Consider the following 22,723-nt stretch of genomic DNA (forward strand, 5'->3'; position numbering starts at 1 on the left):
CGGGAGACAAACCGTCGGCCCGGAAATCGGCCGTCATGCTGGCGCTGCGGTACTACAACCGCGAACTGCGCCAGCAGTGGCGGGTCGCGGCGCCCGCGCTGATCTTTCCGGCGCTGGGGAACATCTGCCTGTTCTACCTGGCGCCGCTGGCGGTGGGCGCGCTCGTGGGGCATCTGGCCGGTGGCGGGGACGGCACCGTCGAGGTGCTCTTGCCGTACGTGCTGGTCTTCGGCGCGCTGCTGCTCATCGGCGAGGCACTCTGGCGGGTGGGCCTGCACTTCCTGAACCGCACCGACGCCCGGGGCATCGAGCGGCTCGGCGTGGTGGGCATGGACGAGTTGCTGGCCAAGGACGCCGCGTTCTTCCACGACAACTTCGCCGGCTCGCTGACCAAGCGGGTGCTGAGCTTCTCCAGCGGGTTCGAGGAGTTCGCCGACACGCTCACGTTCTCGATCATGGCCAAGGTGGTGCCGCTGGCGTTCGCCTCGGTGGTGCTCTGGCAGTACCACCCGCTGCTGGTCTTCGTGCTCGTGGGCCTCATCATCGTCACCGGGTTCCTCATCGCCCCGCTCATCCGCCGCCGCCAGGCGCTGGTGGACGAGCGTGAGGCCGCCAAGGTACGCGTGTCCGGACACGTCGCCGACGTGCTCGCCAACATGGAGACGGTCCGCGCGTTCGCCGCCGAGGACCGCGAGGCCGTGGAGCACCGGGCCCGGCTCGCCGAGCAGCGCCGGCTGTCGCTGCGCTCCTGGGATTACGGCAACCTCCGGGTGGACACCGTCGTCGCACCGATGTCGATCCTCACCAGCACCATCGGCCTGCTCCTGGCCGTAGCCCTGCGGGGTGGCCTGGGCGTGGAGGCGATCGTGGTGACCTTCACCTACTACACGAACACGACCGGCTTCATGTTCGAGTTCAACCAGATCTACCGTCGCATGGAGAGCGTGCTGACCGAGGCCGCCCAGTTCACCGAGCTCCTCCTCACCCCGCCGGACGTGACCGACCCCGACAACCCGCAGCCGCTGCGCCCCGCCGACGCCGGCGTCCGCTTCGAACGGGTGACGTTCGCACACGCCGGCAACCCGCTCCTGTTCGACCGCCTGGACCTGGACATCCCGGCCGGCACCAAGATCGGCCTGGTCGGCCGGTCCGGCGGAGGCAAGACCACCCTCACCCGGCTGCTGCTCCGCCTCATGGACATCGACGGCGGCCGGATCCTGATCGGCGGCCAGGACATCACCCGGCTCCGCCAGACCGACCTGCGCAGCCTGATCGCCTACGTCCCCCAGGAACCCGCCATGTTCCACCGGTCGCTGCGCGACAACATCGCCTTCGCCCGCCCTGGCGCCTCCGACGCCGACATCCACCGGGCCGCCCACGCCGCCCACGTCACCGAGTTCGCCGAAGCCCTGCCCATCGGCTTCGACACCCTGGTCGGCGAACGCGGCGTCAAACTCTCCGGCGGCCAGCGCCAGCGCGTCGCCCTGGCCCGCGCCATCCTCCGCGACGCCCCCATCCTCCTGCTCGACGAGGCCACCAGCGCCCTGGACTCCGAAAGCGAAATCCTCGTCCAGGAAGCCCTCTGGCACCTGATGCGCGACCGCACCGCCCTCGTGGTCGCACACCGCCTGAGCACCGTCGTCCGCATGGACCGCCTGGTCGTCCTCGACCACGGCCACATCGTCGAACAGGGCACCCACAACGAACTCCTCCAGACCCAGGGCCCGTACGCCCGCCTCTGGCACCACCAATCCGGCGGCTTCCTCGTCGAAGAGGACACCCCAGACGCCGTCCACCGCTGACGACACCAGCAGCGATTGCGGTGATCGGCGAGTTCTTGCCGATCTAAGCTGGTGTCATGACGCGCCACAGGCTCCGGTCGATCACGGTCGAGGGATACACCTCGATCCGCTCGGCCCAGGTGAGCCTGCGCGACCTCAACGTCCTGGTCGGCGCCAACGGCGCGGGCAAGAGCAACTTCATCTCCGCCCTCGCCCTGCTGGGCCGCATCGTCGACGGAGAACTCAACCTCTTCGTCGGCCAGGCGGGCGGCGCATCCGCCCTGCTCCACGACGGCCCCAAGGGTGACGCGCGGATCGTTTTGCGACTGGACTTCGAACCGAACGAGTATGAGGCAACCCTCATACCCGCCGCCCGGGATGAACTGATCTTCGGGGACGAACGCATCCGGTTCCACGGCGAAGGCCACGCCACGCCGTTCGACGCCTCACTTGGCAGAGGACACCGGGAAACCCGCCTGCTGGACGAAATCAGCCAGCGCGGCTCGTCCTCCGTCGCCGGGCACGTGGTGGACATGCTGCGCGGCTGCCGGGTCTTCCACTTCCACGACACCGGCCCCAGCGCCCCCGTCAAACAGACCGGATTCGCCTCCGACAACATCGCCCTCCACCCTGACGCGGGAAACCTGGCCGCCGTCCTGCTCCGCCTGCGGCAGAGCGACACCACCTCCTACCGCCGGATCGTGCGCACCATCCGGCACGTCGCCCCGTTCTTCCGGGACTTCGTGCTCGTCGAAGAGAACGGCCGGTTGCGGCTGCGCTGGCAGCAGGAAGGCTCCGACGTCGTCTTCCCCGCCGACGCGCTCTCGGACGGCACCTTGCGTTTCATCTGCCTGACCACCCTGCTGAGCGTGCCCGTCCTGCCCAATTTGGTCGTGCTGGACGAACCAGAACTCGGCCTACACCCCTACGCCATCGTCCAGCTGGCCGACATGCTGCGCGCCGCCAGCCACGACAGCCAGGTCCTCATCGCCACCCAGTCAGTCACACTGATGAACCAGTTCGAACTCAACGACCTCATCGTCGTCGAACGCTCCAGCGGCTCCTCGATCTTCGACCGGCCCGACCCCGAACGGCTGCGGGACTGGCTGGCGGACTACTCGCTGGGCGAGTTGTGGGAGAAGAACCTGCTCGGCGGCAGACCGCAGCCCGAGTCCAGGTGACCGGCATGCGCCACCTGCACATCCTGTGCGAGGGCCAGACCGAAGAGACCGTCGTCCGCGAGGTCATCGCCCCCTACCTCGAAACGCCGACGTCTACGTCGCCCGATCCATCTTCACGACCAAACGTCCTGCGGGTGGCCCCTCCTACCAGGGCGGATTGTCCACGTGGGGCAAGCTCGCCACAGAGATCCGCCTGCTCCTGCGGGACACCTCGATCACCGTCCTGACGACCCTGCTGGACTACTACGGGCTCCCCGCCGACGTTCCCGGGATGTCGACACGCCCGCCCGGCTCACCGCACAACCGGGTAATTCACGTCGAGCGAGCCATGGCCGACGCCATCGGCGATCCCCGTTTCCTGCCCAACCTGGTGCTCCACGAGATCGAAGCATGGGTGCTCCTCGGCCACGAGGCTCTCGGCGAGCTGACCGGCGATGCCGCACTGGCCCACGCCGCACAGGCGATCGTGACCGACGCCCAAGGCGCCGAACTCGTCAACGACGGAGCCGACACCGCCCCCTCCAAACGGCTCCTGCACCTGTATCCGCGCTACCGCAAGACCTCCGACGGGCCACTCGTCATCGCGGAGATCGGCATCGACTCCATCAGGAAGGCCTGCCCCCACGCCGACACCTGGTTCACCGCGGTCAACGCCGCCCTCACCCAGAATCAATGATCGCTTCACACGACGCCATCAGAAGAGTGGCACCCCTGTCGACCAGGACGACAGGATTTGAACCTGTGACCCTTTGACCCCGCGACTGCGGGTGGGCGTGTTCGGGTGCGCCGCCATCGATGCCGTCGCTCCGCTGCTCATCGGCTGAGCCGAAGTCGGTCCTGGACTACTGCGCCAGAACCACATCACAAGAGTCCAGGGCCGGGCGAGGTCAGCCGCGTCTCATGCTGAGGATCTCGCGTCCCCGTTCCGGGGTGATCAGCCGGGCGGTTCGGGGATCGGCCAGCAGGGTGAGCGGGGCGAGGTGGTCGTCGCTCATTGGCAGGCACTTCGGACCCTCAAGGGAGATCGCCGCCGTTGTGTACTGCGCCGCTATGCGTATGACCACGGCCAACGGTGGCGCGGTAGCCGAAACCGTTCCCCCCGACCCGTACGTAGTTGCCCCGCGGGCTCGTACCGATCCGGAAACCGGGGACGCCCACGGAAACGCCCAGTCCGGCCTGTGACAGGTTGAAGCGGAACGGTCCAGCTTTCAAGGTGGTGCGCACATAGATGGCCATGTAGCTCCGACCCGTGTGATCAGTTGAGGGCCTGACAATACGTGATCAGCCGTTGGTTCCAGCTACTTAATGAATCGATCTGACCTCACGTTTGATTACAGAAAGTGGTCACAAATCTGAGCGGCCGTGGACGCCCGACCACAGGTAACACGGGCAGGCGTCCGCTTGATCACGAAATCCCGCCTTCTCGATCGGGCGGCTGAGCTAAGCCAGATGATTGGAGGGTTGGTCCGTCAGAGGGACTTCGCGAGTTCGACCAGTTGGTCCAGTGCCATGCCCCAGCCTTCGGTGAAGCCCATGTCCTCGTGTGTCTTTCTTGTTGAGGAGTCGGCGTGCATCGCGATGGCGGTGTACTTCGTGCCGTTGCCGTCGGGCTTGATGTTGATCACCGCGGTGAACGGGAAGTCGGCCTCGCCCTCGGCGGTCTGCGGGCGGAAGCCGGGGGCCAGGCCGGAGGTGAAGATCAGCGTGGAGCCCTCCTCGACCAGGAGGATGCAGCCGCTGTTCGGGTATTCCTCGCCTTCGGGCGAGCGCATGGTGGTGTTGAACCTGCCGCCGGGCTGCAGGTCGATCTCGCAGAAGGGGGTCGACCAGGGCCTCGGGGCGAACCACTGCTTGAGCAGCTCGGGAGTGGTCCAGGCCTTCCAGACCAGTTCGGGGGCGACGTCGACGGTGCGCTCCAGAACGAGATCGAGTTCCGGGTTCAGGGTGTAGACGGTCATGTCTGCTGCTCCTTCAGGTCGTAGAGAAGCGCGTCGAGTTGATCGAGGCGCCGGGTCCACAGCGCGCGCCGCGCGGCCAGCCAGGTGTCGACCGCCTCCAACGGCTGGGGCGCGAGCCGGTAGGTCCGCACCCGTCCCTTCTTCTGGGACGTCACCAGGCCGGATCGCTCGAGAACGCTCAGGTGCTGAGTGAACGACGGCAGTGCCATGTCGAACGGACGGGCCAGGTCGCTGGTCGTCGCGGGCCCCTGGCTGAGGCGCTCGACGACCCGGCGGCGGGTGGGGTCCGACAACGCGTGGAACACACCGTCCAGATCCGCGTCGATCACGCCGTCCCCCTCACTTAGGTACCTACCTAAGTATGCGAAACGAGTGATACTTAGGTCAATCCCTAAATGTTGCCAGGGGCCCTGGTCGTGGACGTGACATCCGGCGGTGGGCAACTACGCTCGGCTCATGCGATGGCGTCAAGCCCTCTCCCGCGTCGGCGCGGCTGACTACCTCGTCGCGGGGGCCGTCGGGCTGTTCGCGGTGACCGAGGAGCTCATCGGAGGGACGAATCTGCCCGAGCGGCCCAGTCTCGCGTTGTGGGTGGCCGCCGGGATCGTGACGGCGCTGCTGGTGCTGGTCCGGCGGCTGGCTCCGTTCGGGGTGATGGCGGCCTACACCGGCGTGTCCCTCGCGGTCTTCCTGCTCGCGGGGCAGGAAGCGGGCGCCTGGCAGTGGTACACCCAGCTGTTCCTGCTGTTCACCCTGCTCAGCGAGGTGCCGCCGGCCAGCCCGAAGGGGCTGTTCGGACCGGTGGCCACAGCCTTGTTCCTGGCGGGCATGGCGATCTCGTACCACAGCGAGTTCGCGGAGTACGCGATCGCGGTCTCGATGGCCGCCATCGCCGGAGGCGCCGGATTCGGCGTACGGCGGCACCGGATGCGGGCCCTATCGGCGGACAGGCGCAGCGAGACGCTGGCCGCGCAGAGCGAGTTGCTGGTCAAGGAGGCCGTCGCGGAGGAGCAGGCCCGGCTAGCCAGGGAGCTGCACGACATCGTCGCCCACAGCGTGAGCCTGATGGTCATGCAGGCGGGCGGGGTACGGCGGATGCTCCGCGACGACCAGACCAGGGAACGCGCGGGTCTGGCCCTGATCGAGGAGACCGGGCGCGGCGCGGTGGAGGAACTGCGCCGCATGCTCCACCTGCTGCGCGGTCCCGGCACCGACGGGCTGACGCCGCTGCCGAGTCTGGCCCGGCTGGACGACCTGGTGGAGCAGGCGCGCTCGGCGGGTCTGGACGTCAAGGTCGACGTGGAGGGCGAGCCGGTGCCGCTCCCGGCCGGGCTGGACCTGTCGGCGTACCGCATCGTGCAGGAGTCGCTGACCAACGCCCTGAAGCACGCCGGGCCCACGGCGGTCTCCGTCACCATCGGCTACCGGCCGTACGAGCTGTCCCTGGACATCACCGACGTCGGCCCCCGCGACGGAGGACGCGGCGCGCCCGCGACGGAGGGCGGCCACGGGCTGATCGGCATGCGTGAGCGGGTGGCCTTGTTCAGGGGCGATCTGACCGCCGGCCCGCTGCCCGAGAGAGGCTTCGCCGTGCGGGCCGCGCTTCCGCTGAGCGCCCGCTAGTGCATTTACTTTCATCCATCCGAGCAGGCCGAACGCTCAACTAAGTTTGTACAGTTAGCAAACTTACTCACAGCTGCCTACGTTCCCGGCACGCGCTAGCCAAGGTAGGGATGATCCCGCCTCCGCTCCAGTCGCCGACCATCGCGCCAGAGCGGCAATCGGGCAACAACCCGATCGTCCAGGAGACCTGCTCGGACGTCGCCCGCATGCAGTGGGCGTTCAACTACGTCTCCGGGCCCACCGCGCCCCCCACGGACCGGGTCTGGTCCGGCAACGCCGACGGGTTCGCCGCCACCAGCGGAATGGGCCTGACCACCACCACCGGCGGCGCCGCCGGCGCCACGGTCACCGTCTCCACCTACGCCGGCCTGGTCAGGTACGCCACGGCGAGCACGCCCTACGTCATCCGCGTGAACGGCACGATCACCGTCACCCCGTACGGCACCGAGATCCGGGCGGCCTCCAACAAGACCATCGTCGGCGTCGGCACCCGGGGCCACATCGTCAACGGCGGCTTCTTCCTGGGCTCGGGCGTCACGCCGAACTCCTTCTACTCCTACACGCTTGACCCCGCCTCCCAGCTCCCCGCGCTCCTGCGCACCTACGCGGGACCACAGGCCAACATCGGCGTGTGATCGATTCCTCGGGCGACGGCTGGAACCCCCATCGGCTGCGGTCGAGGGACGATCTCAGGGAGAGATGATGTCGGGGAGCTGGCTTCGATGTTCGATGTTCAGCTTGCGATAGATCCGGTACAGGTGGCTGTGGACGGTTCGTACGGAAAGATGCAGGCGTTCGGCGATTTCGCGGTCGGAGAGACCGCGAGAGGCGAATCCGGCCACCTCGTGTTCCCTGCGGGTGAGGATCGCGGGGGGCGAGGAGAGGCCTGGGGTGCGGGCGCCTTCGCATGCCGGGGTCAGGTCGTTGAGGCGGGCCGATGACGCCAGTGCCGATCCGAGGCGGCCCTCGGCGCGGTGGATCAGGCTTGCGGTCGACGCCGCCTCGGCGGCCCACAGCACGCAGCCGGTCGCGGCGGCCTCGCGGGATATCTCGTCGAGAGCGGCCGCGTCCCGCCGGGACAGGGCGGCGGCGTTCCTGGCCATGAGTGACTGCAGAGCGCTCTGGCTGGATGCGGCGAGACGCTGCAGATCGTCGGCGACCGTCGTGGCGGCGCCCAGGCGTGCGGCGTCGTGCAGCACCCAGGAGGCCATCAGCAGCGACCCGACCTGTTCCAACTCGGCGGCCTGGCTGAGGGCGAGGTCGACTGCGGCCGTGAGATCGCCCTCGGCGTATCGGGCCCAGACAGAGCCGCTCCGGCGCGGGGCCGCGAACCCGCCGGGAAGGCCGGCCCGCAGCCGCTCCATCGCCTTCCCCGCGCGGTACGCGTCGCCGAGCACGGACTCCGCCTCGCTCAGCGCGTCCAGACCCCACATCTGCGGGCTCGCCGCGATGCCCTGGATCGGCATCACGGCCAGCGCCTCCCGCAGCCAGCGGCGGGCGGTAGCCGGCCGGCCGGAGAGCAGGAATACCTGCCCGAGATCGTGAGCCCAGTAGGCGCGCCACGTCGCGGCGGTCCCCGTCGCCTCCGCTTCCAGGGCGGATTGACCGAGTTCGATGGCATTCGCGATCTGGCCGTCGAGAGCCAGCGCTTGGAGGAGAGCCATGCGGATGAGTTCCGCGCGCGGACCGTCGCTGCCGTCCAGCGCGACATGAGCGAGTTCGATGGCATCCCGGGTCCGGCCCGCGCACGCGAGCGCGCGCACCTGGGAGACCGCGAGCGCGGCGCGGTCCGCCGGGTGCCGCCGGAGGATGCGATCCGCGAGCTCCACCGACTCCCCTATATACCCGACCGCGAACGCCTGGGCAGCCCGGCTGATTTCCAGCCGCAACCTGACCTGCGGATCGGCCGTCGTCAGTACCGCGAACGTCAGGGTGTTCCGCGCCTCGCTGACCTGGCCGTGAATCAGGTGGACACGCGCCCGCGCCGAGAGCGTCCTGGCCCGCGACGCGTCGTCCGGCGCTTCCGCCTCAAGCGCCTGGGCCAGTTCGAGGGCGCGCGTGGCCTCTCCGAGGTAGGGCAGTTCGGCGACGAGCGCCAGCCGCGACTCGAATGATCCATCGGCGTCGACCGCGGCCTGGAGCAGGCGCCCGGCGAGCTGGTGGTCGAGCGCCTCTGACGCTTCCCAGGCCGCTTCGCGAAGCAGCGCGGGATCAGCGGCCACGCCCGCCTCGACTCGCCACACCGCGATCCTGACCTTGTCCCGCCGCCGGCGTGCTCCCGTGGCCTCCACCGCGTCGGCGAGCCTTCTGCGGTGGTCGCGGGCCCGCAGCGGCGGAAGCGTCGCGCGCAACGCCTCGCCGTACAGGGGATGGACGAGCGCGACGAGGTGTCGTCGCCGGTCGGGAGGGGCGGTCAGCAGCCGCTCTGACTCGAGATCGGCGATCACCTCGGGGGCGATGAGGCGTTCCAGGATGGCCGCGCCGACCGGTTCGGCGAGCGCCACGAGCTCCGCCGCGGCCCGTACGGCGGGAGCGAGCCGGTCCAGCCGGGCGGCGATGGTCGCGGGCAGGTTCGTGTCTTCGAAGATCGGCTGAAGCAGCCGCCAGACGCCGTTCATCTCGGTGAAGGTCGCGGCCTCCACGAGCTCGCGTAGTAAGAGCGGATTTCCCCCGCTCAACCGCAGCAGATGAGCGGGCAACGTCGATTCCACCTGACCGCCGAGTGCGGTCGAGAGCAACTCGGCCGTATCGCTCTCGGTCAGCCCTTCCAGGGCAATTCGCTCAAGGTCCCGCCACCACCCCGCGGTCCCTTCGCCTCGTACGGCCAGCACGACCGGAATCGCGGCGCCTTCGACAAGATGCCGCGCCAGGGCGGCCGACGCCGGATCGAGCAGGTGAGCGTCGTCGATCACCAGCGCGCCAGAGCCGGTGATGTGCGCGGCCGCCGCCGTCAGCGTACGCGTGAGTTCACCATCCGCGGCGGGCAGCAAGTGCGCGAAGGGCAGCAGCGGGATCCCGCCCGGCGTGGCGAAAACCCAGCTCACCCCGGCTCCCCAGGCCCCGGCTCTGGACCGTGCTTCGGAGAGCAGCCGGCTCTTGCCGATCCCGGCCGGGCCGGCGACCACCAGGCCGTTCCCGGCGCGTCCGGTCATCACGGCCACGATGCGATCCAGTTCGCCCGCGCGCCCCACCAGTGGCCAGGAGCTCATGGCCGCAGGGTACTGCGCATGCCGTACGCCGAGAATGCAGTAATCCACTACCGATGTGATGGATTCCGAGGTCCCGCACGGTGGTCCCATGACATACGACGTGGTAATCGTGGGCGCCGGTGTGGCGGGGTGCACCGCCGCGATCCTGTACGGCAGAGCCGGCCTGCGCGTCGCGATCATCGATAAACACCACAACATCTCCACGCACAAGGCGCTGTGCGGGCACTTCGTGCTGGGCGGGACGCAGCCGATGTTGCGGCGTACCGGCCTCTGGCAGGCCATGGTCGACGAGGGCGCGGCCGTGGGCGGCATCGCGCGCTGGACCGCGGCCGGGTGGGCCGTGCCGGAACCCGGCCTGCCCGAGTGCATCAGCCTGCGGAGGGAGAAACTGGACCCCCTCCTGCGGACGCTCGCGGCCGGCACACCCGGTGTCGATCTTGTGCTGGGGCGTACGGTGACCGGGCTGATGGAATCGGGCGGGCAAGTCACCGGTGTGCGCGTGGGTGACGAGGAGATCCCGGCGCGGCTCGTCGTCGGCGCGGACGGGCACCGGTCGCCAGTGGCACAGTTCGCGGGGGTCGCCGAGGACGTGGCGCCCAACGAGCGTTTCGGACTATGGGCGTACTATCGCGGGGTTGTCCCACGGGGCCCGGCTGAAAGCCAGATATGGTCACTGGACCCGGACGTCGGCATCCTCGTCCGGACCGACGATGACCTTCACATGCTGGTGGCGTTCCCGGCCAAAGCCAGACTCGCCGACTTCCAGGCCGACCGAGCTGGTGCGCTGGAGCGATTCATGGCGTCACTTCCAGACGCGCCAGACTTGTCCTCAGCCGAGCGGGTCTCCAAGGTGATCGGCACGAACGACTACCCGTGCGTGAAACGCGATCCGGCCCCGAGGCCCGGGCTCGTGCTGGTGGGGGACGCGGCCATCACCGGCGATCCCACCCCGGCCGTCGGCTGTGGCTGGGCGTTCCGTGCCGCCGAATGGCTGGTGGAGTCGACGACTCCGGCACTGCTCGACGGCTGGGACCTCGAAGCCGGCATCGCCGCCTATCGCAAGGCGCTCGGCTTCATCGTGAGCCATGACCGGTTCAGCCGGCAGGACGCCCTGGCCCGGCCCAGGAACCCAGTGCAGAAACTGATCAACAAAGGAGCTCACCGCGATCCCAAGCTCGCCCGCCGCGTCTACCTGTTCGCGATGCGCGCCATTCCCGCATCCGATCTGATCAACCTCCGGACCCTCCTCCGCGCCGCCTGGGCCGCGACCCGTCCGTGAACGATCCTCAAGATCCGACATGCTCCGCCGTGTCACCAGTCCCGAGTGCCGATCAGCTCTTCGGCGTCCGCGTCCGCGAACCCGTAGGCGTCGGCCACGAACCAGAACTCCTCGGCGATCAACTCCCGCGCGACCGTCTCGATCTCGCTGCCAGCCTCCCAGAAGTCGTCCTGAAGGTCGTTGAACTCGCAGGTCGCCGCGTGGGTGAGGACGTAGAGAGCGGTCAGGTCGGCGGGCCGCTGGGCCTCGATGCGCTCACATAACCTCAGCAGGATCTCCCTGCCCTTGTCGACGACCTCGTCGGGGTAGTAGCCATCGGCATACATCCCCTTGAGGAAGGCACGATCCGCGACCTGCTGGTTGGTGAGCGGCACCACGGGCTCCCGTCATGACGGCGATCAGACGGTCCCCCATCCTGCCTCACGGCACCGACATTCCCGGGACAGGATCCTCCTCGGGGATGATCACTATTGTGCCGTCGTCTTTGTAGTTCATCATGAATTTCAGGCCGCGGGAGCGCAGGTCGCGCATCAGGGCTTCGGCTTCCGGCTTCGGGAGGCGGATGGGGGGATCCAGGGAGTATCTGGGTCTTGTGCCGCATACGGTTGCGGCCTCGCCGAATTCTTCGCGCAGTCTGCCGGACAGGGCGTCCAAGTCCACGCCCCGGCGACGCAGCCACCGGTCGAAGGAGCCCGATCCGGCGAGGCCGCCCACGAGGAAGCACAGGCTCCAATCCGCGTCGCCTCCGAGGCCGGCCTGCATGCCTCGGGCCCAGCCGATGGCGTGGTTGAGGACATGGTCCAGCCGGAAGGCGCCGTCGCCGAGCGGTTCCGGCTTGCCGCGTTCGGGGACCGTGAATCCGGTTTCCGTCAGCAGCCTCCGGGCGCGGGTGTCGTCGACCATGCAGGCCTCGAGGTAATGGTGAAGCCGGATCGTGGTCATGGCCTCCGGGTCCTCTTTGTCGGCTTCCGCGTATGACCTCGCGATTTCGATGAGTTTCATCTCTGCTCCACGAGAATGCCGGACACGCCGTCATATCGAGGCTAGCCCGCGAGCCGCGCGGACGCGCGTCAGTGCGGCCGGTCTCAGTCGAAGTAGCTGTTGAGGTAGGTCCACGAGTCGGTGATGTCCTGCGTGGCCTGATGCGGGCCGCGGAGTTCGCGCACGAAGATGGCGATGTCGGTGAGCCGCCAGCGGAGGCGGTAGTAGGACAGTCCCGCCGAGTCGGCGACATAGCCGGTGATTTCCGTGTACGCGTCGAGGGTGTCGAGCATCCACAGGTCGCGTTCGGGCGGGGCGAGGCGCACGGTCTCCCAGTCGATGAGTTTCAGGCCGGTACGGGTGCGGATGAAGTTGCCCGGGTGGGGCTCGCCGTGGGTGATGACCTGGGAGCGGTGCCGTATCTCAGTGGCGAGCTGGTCGAACTCGTTGAGTTGGCGTTCGATGTGGGGCGCGTGGGTGGTCAGCAGGCGGCGGGCCGGTTTCATCGGCTTCGAATCCACGGCGATCTTCCGCACCGAGATGCGGGATCCGGACCGGACGATTCCCCGGTCCACCTACTTCGCGATCGGCACCATCGGCCTCTTCTATGTCCTCGCGTCCTGGGCGGCGGTCGTCGCGTACGGCCCTGGCTCGGTGACGGGGGCCGCCCAGCAGAATCCGGATGAGTTCTTCACCGCCTCGGTCCAGACGTATCTGGGCTCCGTCGCCGTCCACGTGGTGTCGGTGATGCTGGTCATGAGCTATCTCGCCGGTGTCATCTCCGAGCAGAGCATCCTGTCGAGATATTTCCACGCGCTCGGCGCGGACGGCGTGCTGAAGCGTACGGTCGGGCGCGTGCACGAACGGCACGGGTCCCCCTACATCGCCAACATCCTCACCACCGCGGTCCTGTTCGCGCTGTTCCTGCCGTGGGCGTCGACCGACGAACCGACCACGCCCGCCTCCGTGCTGGGGGCCGCCGGACTGCTGACGCTCATGGTGGTGCTGACGCTCGCCAGCGTCGCGGTGTTCGTCTACTTCCGCCGGAGCGACACACCGGCCGGCGGCCTCTGGCGGACCGCCGTCGCACCGCTGGCCGCGGCGGCCCTGCTCGCGACGGTCACGGTGCTCGGCGTGCGCAACTTCCACCTGCTGAGCGGCAGCTCCGGCACCCTGCCGGGGATCTTGCTCGCGGTGACCGTGGTGACGGCCGTTCTCGGCGTGGTCGTCGCGCTCGCGTACCGCCGGCGACGCCCGGACGTCTACCGCCGGATGGGCCGCCGGGAAGCTTGACCCTCACCGGATCCGGCACCCTACACTTGCCCGAATTGGACAAGTACTCCCCAAACGGTCGTTTCGCCGGTCCCGTAGATCAGGAGGTGGCGAGCCAGTGGGTTCACCGTCGAGTCGCACGCTCCCCGCCGACCTGACCCCCTTCATCGGGCGCCGCGAGGAGGCCGCCGACGTCCGCCGCCTGCTCGAATCGAGCCGGCTGCTGACGTTGACCGGTCCCGGCGGCATCGGCAAGACCCGCCTCGCCCTGCACACGGCGCGCACCAAGCACCGGGCGTTCCCCGGCGGGGTCTGGTCCGTCGACCTCAGCACGCTGACGGACCCGAGCCTGCTCCCGCAAACGGTGTCGGCGGCGATGGGCCTGCCGGACGTGTCCTCCACGTCGCGGACGGAAGCGCTGATCGACTACCTGTCCGACCGGCAGGGGCTGCTGCTCCTGGACAACTGCGAGCATCTGGTCGACAGTTGCGCTCAGCTCGCCCGCGCCCTGCTCCGGGCGTCCGAGAGCCTGCGGATCCTCACCACCAGCCGTCAGCCGCTCGGCGTGGAGGGTGAGCAGATCTTCCAGGTCCCGCCGTTCACGGTGCCGCTGGAAACCTCGGCCGTGGCACCCGCCGAGGCTCTGCTGCGCTACGAGTCCGTCAGCCTGTTCGTCAGCCGGGCCCAGGCGGTCTTCCCGGGTTTCCGGCTGGACGCCGGCAACGGCCCGCTGGTCGCCCGCCTGTGCCGCGATCTTGAGGGGATCCCTCTCGCCATCGAACTGGCCGCGGTCCGCCTGCGGTCGCTGTCCGTGGAGGAGATCGTCGCCCGTCTCGATGACCGGTTCCAGCTGCTGACCATCGGGCACCAAGGTCCGGGGGCTGTGGCTGGCGGGCTGGCTGGCGTTCTATCAGGGGGACATCGGGGCAGCCCACCGCCACGGCGACGAGAGCGCCGCGCTGGCCGAGCGGCTCGGCGACGACCTCAGCCGGGCGTACGCGACCTATGTCCGCGGGCTGGCCGCCGCCTGCGACCACGACTACCCGGGGGCGAAGGCCCTGCTGAGCGCGGCGCGGGAGCATTACGACCTGGCGGGCGACCGGCCGGGGCACTGGCTCGTCACCGCGGACCTGGCGGGAGTGCTGGGTGTGCTGGGCGAGATCGACGCGGGCGTGGCGCTGTGCGGTCCGGCGATCGAGCAGTGCGCCGGCCGGGGCGCGCGCTGGAACCAGTCGTATCTCCAGTGGATCCTGGCCGACCTCAGGCGCCTGCAGGGAGACCTCGATGAGGCGACCCGCCTGCTCAAGGAGATCCTGGAGATCAACCGCGACTTCGACGACCCCACCGTCATCGGCGCGTGCCTGGAGTCGCTGTCCTGGGTGGCGAGCGGGCGGGAGGACGCGGACTCGGCGGCCTGGCTGCTCGGCGCCGCCCACGCGACCTGGGGCAAGGCGGGAATCTCGCTCCTGCAGTACGCCGCGTGGGGAGAGGCGCACGCGGACGCCTGCGCGGACGCGCGTGCGTCGCTGGGCGAGGCGGCGTTCGACGAGTCGTACCAGCGGGGCGAGCACATGACGCCCGCGACCGCGATCGACCACGTCCTCAAGAAGAAGGCGTCGCCCCACGATTCGCCCGCCAGGACCCACATCGACGAGCTCACACCCCGGGAACTCGAGATCGCGAAGCTGGTCAGCGAGGGTCTGACGGACAAGCGGATCGCGCAACGCCTGGTCATCGCGCAGCGTACGGCCGAGGGTCACGTGGAGCGGATTCTGCGCAAGCTGGGATGCACCTCCCGGGCGCAGGTGGCGGCCTGGTGGATCTCGCACTCGGGCGGTCCCGGAACCCGGTCGGCCGCGGGCTAGGACAGTCGCGCGACGCCGCCCGCGTCGTACTGCAGTTCCCCGCCGACCACCGTGGCGCCCACCGAGAGGGAGGCCAGCCGATCGGGAGAGACCTGGAGCAAATCGTCGGACAGCACCGTGAAGTCGGCGAGCTTTCCCACCGTCAGGCTGCCTTTGACCCTCTCCTCGTGCGCCGCGAACGCGGAGCCGATCGTGAAGGCCCGCAGTGCCTCCCGCGCGGTCAGCCGCTCGCCCGCGCCCAGGACCTGGCCGCTCGAGGTCGTGCGGTTGACCAGGTCGTGGATCCCAAGCAGGGGCTCGCCGCGGACCACGGGGCAGTCGCTGCTGCCGGGGAGATCGAGGCCGGCGTCGAGGAAAGACCGGCCGCGGTAACACCAGTCGGCGCGCGGCAAGCCCAGCGCGCGGATCATGCCGTCGCCCAGTTCGCTGACGAAGCGTCCCTGGGGGACGGGGATCACGCCCAGCCTCGCGAGCCGTGGCAGCTGGTCGGGCCGGGTCACCGCGCAGTGCTCGATGCGGTGCCGCGGATCGGGCCGCGGGTGCAGCCGCCGCGCGCGCTCGTAGGCGTCCAGGACAAGGTCGATCGCGGCGTCTCCGATCGCGTGCGCCGCCACCTGCCAGCCGAACTCGTGTGCCCGGACGATCCGGTCGATGATGACATCGCGCTCGTCGCGGAGAAAGCCGGACTCCGCGTCCGCGTACGGCTCCGACATGCTGGCGGTACGGCCGACGAGCGATCCGTCGACCATGAACTTAACCGACGAGACCTTGAGCCACTCATCGCCGCCTCCGCTCGCCAAGCCGAGGTCCAATCCGAACCACGGCCGGTCGCCCTCGTACGGAGTGATCTCGTGCAGCAGTTCCGCGACCGGCATGACGTTGGTCCGGACCCGCAGCAGCCCGCGGTCCCGCGCCCGCGCGAAGGCGGCCAGATCGGCACAGTTGTTCCCGAGCATGCCGGCGGTGCCGATCCCCGGCTCGGTCACGGACGTGATGCCGGACGCGACCGCCTCCTCGGCGGCCCGCTCGATCGCGGTGACGAAGTGCTCAGCCGACGCCGGTCCGACGGTCTCGGCGGCGAGCTCGGCCGCCCGCTCGGTCAGCAGGCCCGTGTCCATGTCAACCGTCCCGCCGGCGACTGACCCGATGCCCATACGTTCCAGGGCCAGGGAGTTGACCACGCACATGTGCCCGGAGCAGTGCTGGAGCCAGACCGGCCGGCCGCCGCCGGCCTCGTCGAGCCGCTCCCGGCGCGGGTGCGCGCCGAGTTTGTTCTGGTCGTAGCCCGCGCCGATCACCCAGGCGCCGGCCGGCAGGGTCGCCGCGTGCTCGGCGACCCTGCGGTAAAGCTCGTCCAGGTCGCTCACCATGTCGGCACGGAGGTCGAGTTGCAGCAACCGAATGCCGTACGCGCTGAGGTGGTAGTGCGCGTCGTTGAAACCGGGCACGACGGGCGCGCCGCCCAGGTCCACGAGCTGGGCGGCGCTCACCCCGTCGAGATCCTCGTCAAGACCGACGACACGTCCCGCCAGCACACCGAGGCGCCGGGCCGCAGGCCGGGAGCCGTCGAGGGTGGTGATGCGGGCGTTGGTGTAGATCGCGTCTATCCGCACGGATCGTCCTTCAGGAAGCGTGGTGGCGCCGGGCGAGATCGCTGACGCCCCCGTACCGGCTGCGGTAGAACACCAGCGGCTTGAGCGGCCGCGGATTCAGCGACAGCTCCGCCAGCGAACCCACCACGATGACGTGGTCGCCGGCTTCGTGCACGGCGGCCATGTCGCAGGCGATCCACGCCAGCGCGTGACTCAGGTACGGCAACGACGACGACCCCGGTGCCACCGCAGGCCACCGAACTTGTCACCGCCGCTCGCGGCGAACCGGCTGCTGACGTCCTGCTGATCCTCCGCCAGCACGTTCACGCAGAACCGCGCGCCCCCGGCGATGCGCGGCCAGGACGTCGACGTCTTCGCGACGCAGAAGCCGACCAGGGGCGGCTCCAGCGACACCGAGAAGAACGAGCCGCAGGCGAAGCCGTGCGGCGCGCCGGCGTCGTCCGTGCCGGTGATCACGACGACGCCGGTCGGGACGTGACCGAGGACCGCACGGAAGCGCTGCGCGTCCACGCTTCGCATCAGCTGCCCGCGAGGCGCTTGCCGAGGAAGTCACCGACCCGGGCCAGCGCCTCCTGGCCCTCCGGCAGATCCGGCCCGAAGGCGGGCCAGTCGTGGATCAGCTCCGGGTAGACGTCGAGGACGACCTCGACGCCGGCCTCCTCGGCCCGCTTGGCGAACACCACCGAATCCTGGTGCGTGAGGTCTCTCGTACCCGTCTGCAGCAGGACCGGGGGCAGGCCGGCGAGATCGGCGAACAGCGCGTTGTTCGCGGGATCGTCGGCCGCGGCGCCGGCCAGGTAGCTGGCGGCGAGCCAGCGAAGGTAGGCGACGGTGAGCATCGGGTCGTCGCTCTCCCGCTCGTCGGGCATGTCCGGGCGGAAGCTGATGTCGATCCACGGCGAGAACGCCACCACGGCGGCGGGCACGGGCAACCCGGCGGCGGCGATCCTGGCCGCGAGCAGCAACGCCAGGCCGCCGCCGCCCGAGTCTCCGGCCAGCGCGGTCCGGGCCGCGTCGGCGCCCCGGGCGAGCAGCCATCGATAGGCGGCCAGGCAGTCGTCGAGCGCGGCGGGCGCCGTCGCCTCCGGTGCGCGCCGGTAGTCGACGACGGCCACCCGGGCCTTGGTCGCCGCCGAGATACGGCTGGCGAACTCGCGGTAGGCCTCGGCGGAACCCAGCACGAAGCCGCCGCCGTGGACGAACAGTACGTGGCGTTCCGGGTCCGCACCGGGAGCCGTCACGAGATCGACCCTGATGCCGTCCGCGGATTCGGTGGAAACAGTGGTCCCTTCGACCGGGGTGAAAGCGAGAAGGTTCTGGTCATAGCCTTCTCTCAGCTCCGCCAGGGTGGGGTCGGCGGGAGCCTGCGCGTTCATCAGATAGTGCACGATCGCTTCGTGCTGAGGGCTGGGCATGGCGATGTCTCCTTCGGCTACCAGCTCGCGGTGCCCTCGGCACCGTCGGCCATGCGGTGGACGTACCAGCGGTGGAAGGCCCAGACGGGCAGCTCACGCTGGTTGTACGGCCCCGGCTCGTAATCGCCGGAGTTCATCGACTCCTGCACCGGCCGGGTGCACACCGCGTCCTCCCCTTGCACGAGGTCGGCGAAGTCCTCCTGGGCCTTCTTGAACTTCTCGTAGTTCGGCGACGCCTTGGCTTCCCTGTTCGTCACGTATGCCCAGGTGAACGTCGAGTCCTGCGGGCCGTGCGGGAGGGTGATGTAGGTCTGCAGGCCATCCGGTGTCTGGTTCATGATGAGATTCGGATACACGGCCCAGAACACGAACTTCTCCGACGCCCAGGACGGCAGGCCGGGCAGAGCCGGGACGACGGCGTCCTCGGCGAACAGCTCACCGGCCGCGATGTTGAACGGAAGATGGATCTCCGCGTAGTTGCGGCCGTCCCCCGGCGCGCCGTAGCTGATGTGCGTCGGAAGCGGATCCTCCAGCGACGCGCGATGCGTGCCGAGAATGTGGTAACTCTCGATGCCGTTCTCGAACATGATCTTCCAGTTCCAGTCGCACGAGTACGGCCGCTCGTACACCAGCTCGAGCTCCCCGGCGTGCCACGGCTCCAGCATCGAGCCGAGCTGAGCCAGCTGCTCATGCAGGTCGGGCGGGTCTTCCCGGAAATTGACGAAGACGATGCCCTGCCAGATGGCCGTGTGCACTTCGGGAAGCCTGATGCCGCAGTCCTTCAGTTCGGGCATCTCGGGCGCGTGAATGAGCGCCCCCGAAAGGTCGTACGCCCACCGGTGATAACCGCACTGAAAGCTCTTCTTGTTGCCCTGGCCGAGCGCGACCTGCATGCCGCGGTGCCGGCAGACATTGCTGTAGCAGCGGATCTCTCCCGCGGCGTCGCGAACGAACAGCAGCGGTTTTCCGGTCAGTTCGACGGCGAGGTAATCGCCGGGATTGGGCAGCTTGGCCGCGTGGAACACCGCGACCCATTCACGGCGGAAGATGTGCTCCATCTCCGCGTCGTAGATCTCCTGGTCGTGGTAGATCCGGCCGGGCAGGCATCGGGCCTGGTCGAGAGGCTTGATCGTCGCCGCGATCTCGTCCTCGGTCAGCAGCTCAGACCGCATCGGTGGCCTCCGTGTTCCAGCACTTCAGCTCGGGGAGGACCCGCTCGGCGAACAGGCGCAAACTGCTGCGCGCCTGCTCGAAGTCGATGTCGCCGAAGTTCACGGCCACGCCGAGTTCGAAATCCCCGAGCAGTTCCCGCCGCTTGGCCAGCTGGTCGATGATGCGGGCGGGATCTCCCCAGAGATTGGCGCTCAGATAACCTTCGAAGGATTCCTCTTCCGAGGTCCCGCGCATGGCTTCGGCCATGCTCGCGTAATGGGCGTACGAGCCGAGCGTCTCCTTGAAGTGATCGCTCAGCAGTTCGTAATGGCTCAGCACGGAGACGAAGTAATCGCGGGCGTGCACCCTGGCCAGTTCCTCGCCCCGCCGGTCGTCGCGATGGCAGATCATGACGTCTCCGGTGACCAGCGGAGGCGCCGTCGTGCCGTGGTGCGCGGTGAAGTTCGCGCGGTACTGGTTGACCTCGTCGACCGCGTACTCCCACGGGGCCGCGGCGAACTTCATCGCGCCGAGGCCCAGCCGCGCGGCCATGTCGATCGAGGTGGGAGAGGTGCCCACCATGTACGACCGATCCCGGAACGACCGGAACGGCCGCGGCCGGATCTCGACGCGCGGCTGGACGTAATGCGGGCCGTCCCCCTGGATGAATCCGGTCTCGAGTGCCTCCAGCACCATCGCCGCGGCCTCGTCGAACCGATCGCGAGACTCGGCCATGCTCTGCCGGAACGCGTCGAACTCGACGCGAGCCAGGCCGCGCCCCAGCCCGAGAACCACCCGCCCGTCACTGAGGTGGTCCAGCATCGCCGCCTTTTCCGCCACGCGGACGGGGTCGTTCCAGGGGAGGATGAAGGCGGCGGGAAACAGCTCTATCGTGCTCGTCTTGGCTGCGACATAGCTCAGGAATTGGGCATTGTCCGGGAAGAACGCATAATCGGTGAAATGGTGCTCCACAGCCATCACCCGGTCAAAGCCCATGGCTTCCGCGTCGAGCGCCAGTCGCAGTTCCCTCTTGTAGATCTGGACGTCGTCCGCGGCGCTGTTGCCTGTGAACATGCACAGCAGATTCACCCGCATCTGATCTCCCCTTCCGTGGCTCGGGGCACCCCTCCATGCCCGACTACGAGAAGGCTGGCAGCGGCACCCCCGGTCAAGTAACGGGAGGAATCCCCGATGGGTACCTGAATCGAGCGCGCAGGAGGACGCGGGGTGACGGCTAGGTCAATAGCAGGGTGAGCGTCTCGGCCACGCAAGCCGGCTTCTCCGCGCCCTCGATTTCCAGGACGCAGCTGAGGCCGAGCCGGAGGCCGCCCCTGATCTCGGAGATCGACCTCAGCGTCACGACGGCGCGGACCCTCGATCCGGCGACCACCGGCTGCGGGAAGCGCACCTTGTCGAGGCCGTAGTTGAGCCGCCGGGACGCGCCTTCGAGGGTGCATGCCTGCCGGACCAGCATGGGCAGCAGGGACAGGGTGAGATAGCCGTGCGCGATGGTGGCCCCGTAGGGTCCGCCGGCCGCTCGGGCGGTGTCGACGTGGATCCACTGTTGATCGCCGGTTACCTCGGCGAACCGGTCGATGCGCTCCTGGTCCACCAGGAGCCACTCGCTCGTCCCGAGCTCGGCCCCGACCAGGTCGGCCAGCCCGTCGATGGCGTGGGTCGTCACGATAACTCCTCCTCAGCGGCCGGTGAACACAGCGGTCCGCTTCTCGGCGAAGGCGGCGATGCCCTCGGCGTGGTCCTGGGTGGCCCGGGTGACCGCCTGCGAATACGCCTCGAGCTCGATGACGTCCTCGAAGCCGAGATGCGTCGACTGGTCGAGCATGCGCTTGGTGAGGGCGAGGGCGACGGTGGCTCCGCGGGCGAGCTCCCGCGCGCGGGCCCTGGCACGCTCGATCACCTCGCCGTCCGGCACCGCTTCGGCGATGAGGCCCATCGCCAGCGCCTCGGCGCCGGTGAACCGCCTGCCGCTGAACAGGAGCTCCTTCGCGCGAGCCATGCCGACGAGCCGCGGCAGGACGTAGGTGATGCCGCAGTCCGGGGTCAGGCCCCGGTGCACGTAGCCGAACGACATCGGAGCGGACTCACCGGCGACGACGACGTCGCAGGCCAGCGCCAGGCTCAGCCCCGCCCCGTGCGCGTGCCCGTGCACCGCCGCCACCACCGGCTTGGAGAGGCGGGCCAGCGGGAGGAAGACCGCGTTGAGGAGCTTGTGCTGCCGGGTCCGCGCCTCCTCCGGGGAACGTTTCGGGTCCATCTCCGAGAGATCCCCGCCCGTGCAGAAGGCCCGGCCCTCCCCCGTGACCAGCACAGCGCGCACCTTCTCGTCGTACGCGACCTGCCCGAGCACCTCCCCCAGCCGCTCCTTCAACTCGAGGTTGAGCGAGTTGAGCGCCTGCGGCCGAGCCAGGGTCAGCTCGAGCAGGCCGTCCTCCAGGGACACGGTCAGGACCCCGCCGGACCCGATCACGACGGCTCCCCCGGGATGAGCTCGAAGTGGTCGATGTCGGCGAGGCTGCCGGTTCGCCGGTCGCTCCAGACCGCGCGCACCCGGCTGCCGGGGGCGACGGCCGTCCTCGCATCCGCGGGATCGATCCCGCCGACCATGTGGATCAGCCGGGTCGAGGTGCCGTCGAGAACCAGCTCGGCGTACACGTACGGCGGCTTCAGCCGCTGGCCGATGAACTCGATGTGCACCACGGAGCAGGCCTGCACGACGCCGACCGCCTCGACGTCCACCCACTCCGCGGTGGGGGCGAAACAGACGTCGCACCTGGCCCGGGGAGGAAGCAGCGTCCGGCGGCACCGCGAGCACTTCACGCCCCGGAGCCTGCGGTCGGTCCGCACGGCGTCGAAGAGCGTGCCGTAGTAGTGGCCGTAGGCGTGCTGGTAGTCGAGCGTCATGGTGTACTCGACCTGCTCGAACGGCTGGGCCAGCCCGTCGGGCGCGGTGCGTGGTTCGAAGCCGGGCCCGTCACCCGCCGGCCCGAACCCGGCCAGGTCGAGGACCCCGCCGGTGGGCTCGTCCGCCCAGACGGCGGCCACCCGCGCGCCGATCGCGAGGTCGGCCTCCGCGAATCCGACGATGCGGTGCAGGAAGGGGACGTCCGCGCCGTCCACCAGCACCAGGCCCAGCACGCCCTGCGCCGTGACGGTGAAGGCCTCCAGCCGCCCCACCGGGGCGAGCTCGACGAAGCCGCCGGCCGGCTCGCCGGTCGCGCCGTCGAAGTCCTGCGCCGGCACCAGGATCCGGTCCCCGTGGCGCGACCCGATGAGGCGCCGCCTGCCGAGCTCGGCCAGGAAGATGCCGGTCGCCTCGCCTGGAGTAAGCGTGTAGGGCATCTGGATCCGGGTGGCCATTGTGGTCATCATCGTC

Annotated in this window: 24 protein-coding genes; 9 read left to right on the forward strand and 15 right to left on the reverse strand. The window is 69.2% G+C overall.

Annotated features, from left to right (window positions below):
• Window positions 1-35: 35 nt before the first annotated feature.
• From ABGB08_RS16310 to ABGB08_RS16320, 3 genes are read left to right on the forward strand one after another with little or no spacing between them, the layout of a single operon-like run.
• A complete protein-coding gene (locus ABGB08_RS16310) occupies window positions 36-1,802 on the forward strand; it encodes an ABC transporter ATP-binding protein (protein WP_347591051.1) in 1,767 nt (588 codons plus the stop codon).
• A 56-nt stretch (window positions 1,803-1,858) separates the two neighbouring features.
• On the forward strand, window positions 1,859-2,962 hold the full coding sequence (locus ABGB08_RS16315) for an AAA family ATPase (protein WP_347591053.1): 1,104 nt from the start codon (window positions 1,859-1,861) through the stop codon (window positions 2,960-2,962).
• Window positions 2,963-2,987: 25 nt separating this feature from the next.
• Window positions 2,988-3,638 (forward strand): DUF4276 family protein, encoded by a 651-nt coding sequence (locus ABGB08_RS16320; protein WP_347591055.1) that lies wholly within the window; start codon window positions 2,988-2,990, stop codon window positions 3,636-3,638.
• A gap of 793 nt (window positions 3,639-4,431) precedes the next feature.
• On the opposite strand, the gene ABGB08_RS16325 is transcribed toward ABGB08_RS16320, so the two are convergent.
• A complete protein-coding gene (locus ABGB08_RS16325) occupies window positions 4,432-4,920 on the reverse strand; it encodes an SRPBCC family protein (RefSeq protein WP_347591057.1) in 489 nt (162 codons plus the stop codon).
• The gene (locus ABGB08_RS16330; RefSeq protein ID WP_347591059.1) at window positions 4,917-5,249 is read right to left on the reverse strand and encodes a metalloregulator ArsR/SmtB family transcription factor; all 333 of its coding nucleotides are present in this window, start codon (window positions 5,247-5,249) and stop codon (window positions 4,917-4,919) included. Before ABGB08_RS16330 ends, ABGB08_RS16325 begins: the two co-directional genes overlap by 4 nt.
• Window positions 5,250-5,376: 127 nt before the next feature.
• Between ABGB08_RS16330 and ABGB08_RS16335 the strand changes: the two genes are divergently transcribed.
• On the forward strand, window positions 5,377-6,543 hold the full coding sequence (locus ABGB08_RS16335) for a sensor histidine kinase (RefSeq protein WP_347591061.1): 1,167 nt from the start codon (window positions 5,377-5,379) through the stop codon (window positions 6,541-6,543).
• A gap of 110 nt (window positions 6,544-6,653) precedes the next feature.
• Window positions 6,654-7,178 carry a hypothetical protein gene (locus ABGB08_RS16340; RefSeq protein WP_347591063.1) on the forward strand — a complete coding sequence of 175 codons (525 nt, stop codon included), beginning with the start codon at window positions 6,654-6,656 and terminating at the stop codon, window positions 7,176-7,178.
• 54 nt (window positions 7,179-7,232) lie between these two features.
• On the opposite strand, the gene ABGB08_RS16345 is transcribed toward ABGB08_RS16340, so the two are convergent.
• Complete coding sequence (locus tag ABGB08_RS16345) at window positions 7,233-9,752, reverse strand: LuxR C-terminal-related transcriptional regulator (RefSeq protein ID WP_347591065.1); 2,520 nt, start codon at window positions 9,750-9,752, stop codon at window positions 7,233-7,235.
• A gap of 88 nt (window positions 9,753-9,840) precedes the next feature.
• Here ABGB08_RS16345 and ABGB08_RS16350 point away from each other — a divergent pair, with 88 nt between their 5' ends.
• The gene (locus tag ABGB08_RS16350; protein WP_347591067.1) at window positions 9,841-11,031 is read left to right on the forward strand and encodes an NAD(P)/FAD-dependent oxidoreductase; all 1,191 of its coding nucleotides are present in this window, start codon (window positions 9,841-9,843) and stop codon (window positions 11,029-11,031) included.
• Between the two features lie 32 nt (window positions 11,032-11,063).
• On the opposite strand, the gene ABGB08_RS16355 is transcribed toward ABGB08_RS16350, so the two are convergent.
• The 3 genes from ABGB08_RS16355 to ABGB08_RS16365 form a co-directional block, all read right to left on the reverse strand.
• Window positions 11,064-11,405, reverse strand: coding sequence for a DUF5713 family protein (locus ABGB08_RS16355; protein WP_347591069.1), 342 nt, complete (start codon window positions 11,403-11,405; stop codon window positions 11,064-11,066).
• 46 nt (window positions 11,406-11,451) lie between these two features.
• Window positions 11,452-12,033: a hypothetical protein gene (locus ABGB08_RS16360; RefSeq protein ID WP_347591071.1), complete on the reverse strand. Its 582-nt coding sequence runs from the start codon at window positions 12,031-12,033 to the stop codon at window positions 11,452-11,454.
• A gap of 83 nt (window positions 12,034-12,116) precedes the next feature.
• Window positions 12,117-12,518, reverse strand: a complete 402-nt coding sequence (locus ABGB08_RS16365; RefSeq protein WP_347591073.1) for a phosphotransferase — start codon at window positions 12,516-12,518, stop codon at window positions 12,117-12,119.
• On the opposite strand from ABGB08_RS16365, the gene ABGB08_RS16370 reads away from it, so the two are divergent.
• The 3 genes from ABGB08_RS16370 (at window position 12,490) to ABGB08_RS16380 (ending at window position 15,149) form a co-directional block, all read left to right on the forward strand.
• On the forward strand, window positions 12,490-13,305 hold the full coding sequence (locus tag ABGB08_RS16370) for an APC family permease (protein WP_347591075.1): 816 nt from the start codon (window positions 12,490-12,492) through the stop codon (window positions 13,303-13,305). The genes ABGB08_RS16365 and ABGB08_RS16370 overlap by 29 nt on opposite strands.
• A 97-nt stretch (window positions 13,306-13,402) precedes the next feature.
• A complete protein-coding gene (locus ABGB08_RS16375; RefSeq protein ID WP_347591077.1) occupies window positions 13,403-14,572 on the forward strand; it encodes an AAA family ATPase in 1,170 nt (389 codons plus the stop codon).
• A gap of 283 nt (window positions 14,573-14,855) precedes the next feature.
• The gene (locus ABGB08_RS16380) at window positions 14,856-15,149 is read left to right on the forward strand and encodes a helix-turn-helix transcriptional regulator (protein ID WP_347591176.1); all 294 of its coding nucleotides are present in this window, start codon (window positions 14,856-14,858) and stop codon (window positions 15,147-15,149) included.
• On the opposite strand, the gene ABGB08_RS16385 is transcribed toward ABGB08_RS16380, so the two are convergent.
• The 9 genes from ABGB08_RS16385 to ABGB08_RS16425 all read right to left on the reverse strand — a co-directional run bounded on the left by ABGB08_RS16385 (window position 15,146) and on the right by ABGB08_RS16425 (window position 22,719).
• A complete protein-coding gene (locus tag ABGB08_RS16385) occupies window positions 15,146-16,762 on the reverse strand; it encodes an amidohydrolase (RefSeq protein WP_347591078.1) in 1,617 nt (538 codons plus the stop codon). The genes ABGB08_RS16380 and ABGB08_RS16385 overlap by 4 nt on opposite strands.
• Before the next feature lie 10 nt (window positions 16,763-16,772).
• The gene (locus ABGB08_RS16390; RefSeq protein ID WP_347591079.1) at window positions 16,773-16,967 is read right to left on the reverse strand and encodes a flavin reductase family protein; all 195 of its coding nucleotides are present in this window, start codon (window positions 16,965-16,967) and stop codon (window positions 16,773-16,775) included.
• Complete coding sequence (locus ABGB08_RS16395) at window positions 16,955-17,272, reverse strand: flavin reductase family protein (protein WP_347591080.1); 318 nt, start codon at window positions 17,270-17,272, stop codon at window positions 16,955-16,957. The genes ABGB08_RS16390 and ABGB08_RS16395 overlap by 13 nt, the downstream gene beginning before the upstream one ends.
• A gap of 8 nt (window positions 17,273-17,280) precedes the next feature.
• A complete protein-coding gene (locus ABGB08_RS16400) occupies window positions 17,281-18,177 on the reverse strand; it encodes an alpha/beta hydrolase (RefSeq protein ID WP_347591082.1) in 897 nt (298 codons plus the stop codon).
• 17 nt (window positions 18,178-18,194) lie between these two features.
• Window positions 18,195-19,349, reverse strand: a complete 1,155-nt coding sequence (locus tag ABGB08_RS16405; protein WP_347591084.1) for an aromatic ring-hydroxylating dioxygenase subunit alpha — start codon at window positions 19,347-19,349, stop codon at window positions 18,195-18,197.
• Window positions 19,339-20,424 (reverse strand): LLM class flavin-dependent oxidoreductase, encoded by a 1,086-nt coding sequence (locus ABGB08_RS16410; RefSeq protein ID WP_347591086.1) that lies wholly within the window; start codon window positions 20,422-20,424, stop codon window positions 19,339-19,341. Before ABGB08_RS16410 ends, ABGB08_RS16405 begins: the two co-directional genes overlap by 11 nt.
• Window positions 20,425-20,563: 139 nt before the next feature.
• Window positions 20,564-21,013, reverse strand: a complete 450-nt coding sequence (locus ABGB08_RS16415; protein ID WP_347591088.1) for a MaoC family dehydratase — start codon at window positions 21,011-21,013, stop codon at window positions 20,564-20,566.
• Between the two features lie 12 nt (window positions 21,014-21,025).
• Complete coding sequence (locus ABGB08_RS16420; protein WP_347591090.1) at window positions 21,026-21,817, reverse strand: enoyl-CoA hydratase-related protein; 792 nt, start codon at window positions 21,815-21,817, stop codon at window positions 21,026-21,028.
• On the reverse strand, window positions 21,814-22,719 hold the full coding sequence (locus tag ABGB08_RS16425; RefSeq protein ID WP_347591092.1) for an OB-fold domain-containing protein: 906 nt from the start codon (window positions 22,717-22,719) through the stop codon (window positions 21,814-21,816). The genes ABGB08_RS16420 and ABGB08_RS16425 overlap by 4 nt, the downstream gene beginning before the upstream one ends.
• Window positions 22,720-22,723 lie beyond the last annotated feature (4 nt).

This window comes from Acrocarpospora sp. B8E8 (assembly GCF_039871605.1).
Taxonomy (GTDB): domain Bacteria; phylum Actinomycetota; class Actinomycetes; order Streptosporangiales; family Streptosporangiaceae; genus Acrocarpospora; species Acrocarpospora macrocephala.

Bases quoted from the DNA above. Each gene is read 5' to 3' on its own strand.
- ABGB08_RS16310 (WP_347591051.1), top strand. From the start codon at position 36: ATGCTGGCGCTGCGGTACTACAACCGCGAACTGCGCCAGCAGTGGCGG.
- ABGB08_RS16315 (WP_347591053.1), top strand. From the start codon at position 1,859: ATGACGCGCCACAGGCTCCGGTCGATCACGGTCGAGGGATACACCTCG.
- ABGB08_RS16325 (WP_347591057.1), bottom strand. From the start codon at position 4,920: ATGACCGTCTACACCCTGAACCCGGAACTCGATCTCGTTCTGGAGCGC.
- ABGB08_RS16335 (WP_347591061.1), top strand. From the start codon at position 5,377: ATGCGATGGCGTCAAGCCCTCTCCCGCGTCGGCGCGGCTGACTACCTC.
- ABGB08_RS16340 (WP_347591063.1), top strand. From the start codon at position 6,654: ATGATCCCGCCTCCGCTCCAGTCGCCGACCATCGCGCCAGAGCGGCAA.
- ABGB08_RS16345 (WP_347591065.1), bottom strand. From the start codon at position 9,752: ATGAGCTCCTGGCCACTGGTGGGGCGCGCGGGCGAACTGGATCGCATC.
- ABGB08_RS16350 (WP_347591067.1), top strand. From the start codon at position 9,841: ATGACATACGACGTGGTAATCGTGGGCGCCGGTGTGGCGGGGTGCACC.
- ABGB08_RS16360 (WP_347591071.1), bottom strand. From the start codon at position 12,033: ATGAAACTCATCGAAATCGCGAGGTCATACGCGGAAGCCGACAAAGAG.
- ABGB08_RS16365 (WP_347591073.1), bottom strand. From the start codon at position 12,518: ATGAAACCGGCCCGCCGCCTGCTGACCACCCACGCGCCCCACATCGAA.
- ABGB08_RS16380 (WP_347591176.1), top strand. From the start codon at position 14,856: ATGACGCCCGCGACCGCGATCGACCACGTCCTCAAGAAGAAGGCGTCG.
- ABGB08_RS16400 (WP_347591082.1), bottom strand. From the start codon at position 18,177: ATGCCCAGCCCTCAGCACGAAGCGATCGTGCACTATCTGATGAACGCG.
- ABGB08_RS16405 (WP_347591084.1), bottom strand. From the start codon at position 19,349: ATGCGGTCTGAGCTGCTGACCGAGGACGAGATCGCGGCGACGATCAAG.
- ABGB08_RS16410 (WP_347591086.1), bottom strand. From the start codon at position 20,424: ATGCGGGTGAATCTGCTGTGCATGTTCACAGGCAACAGCGCCGCGGAC.
- ABGB08_RS16425 (WP_347591092.1), bottom strand. From the start codon at position 22,719: ATGATGACCACAATGGCCACCCGGATCCAGATGCCCTACACGCTTACT.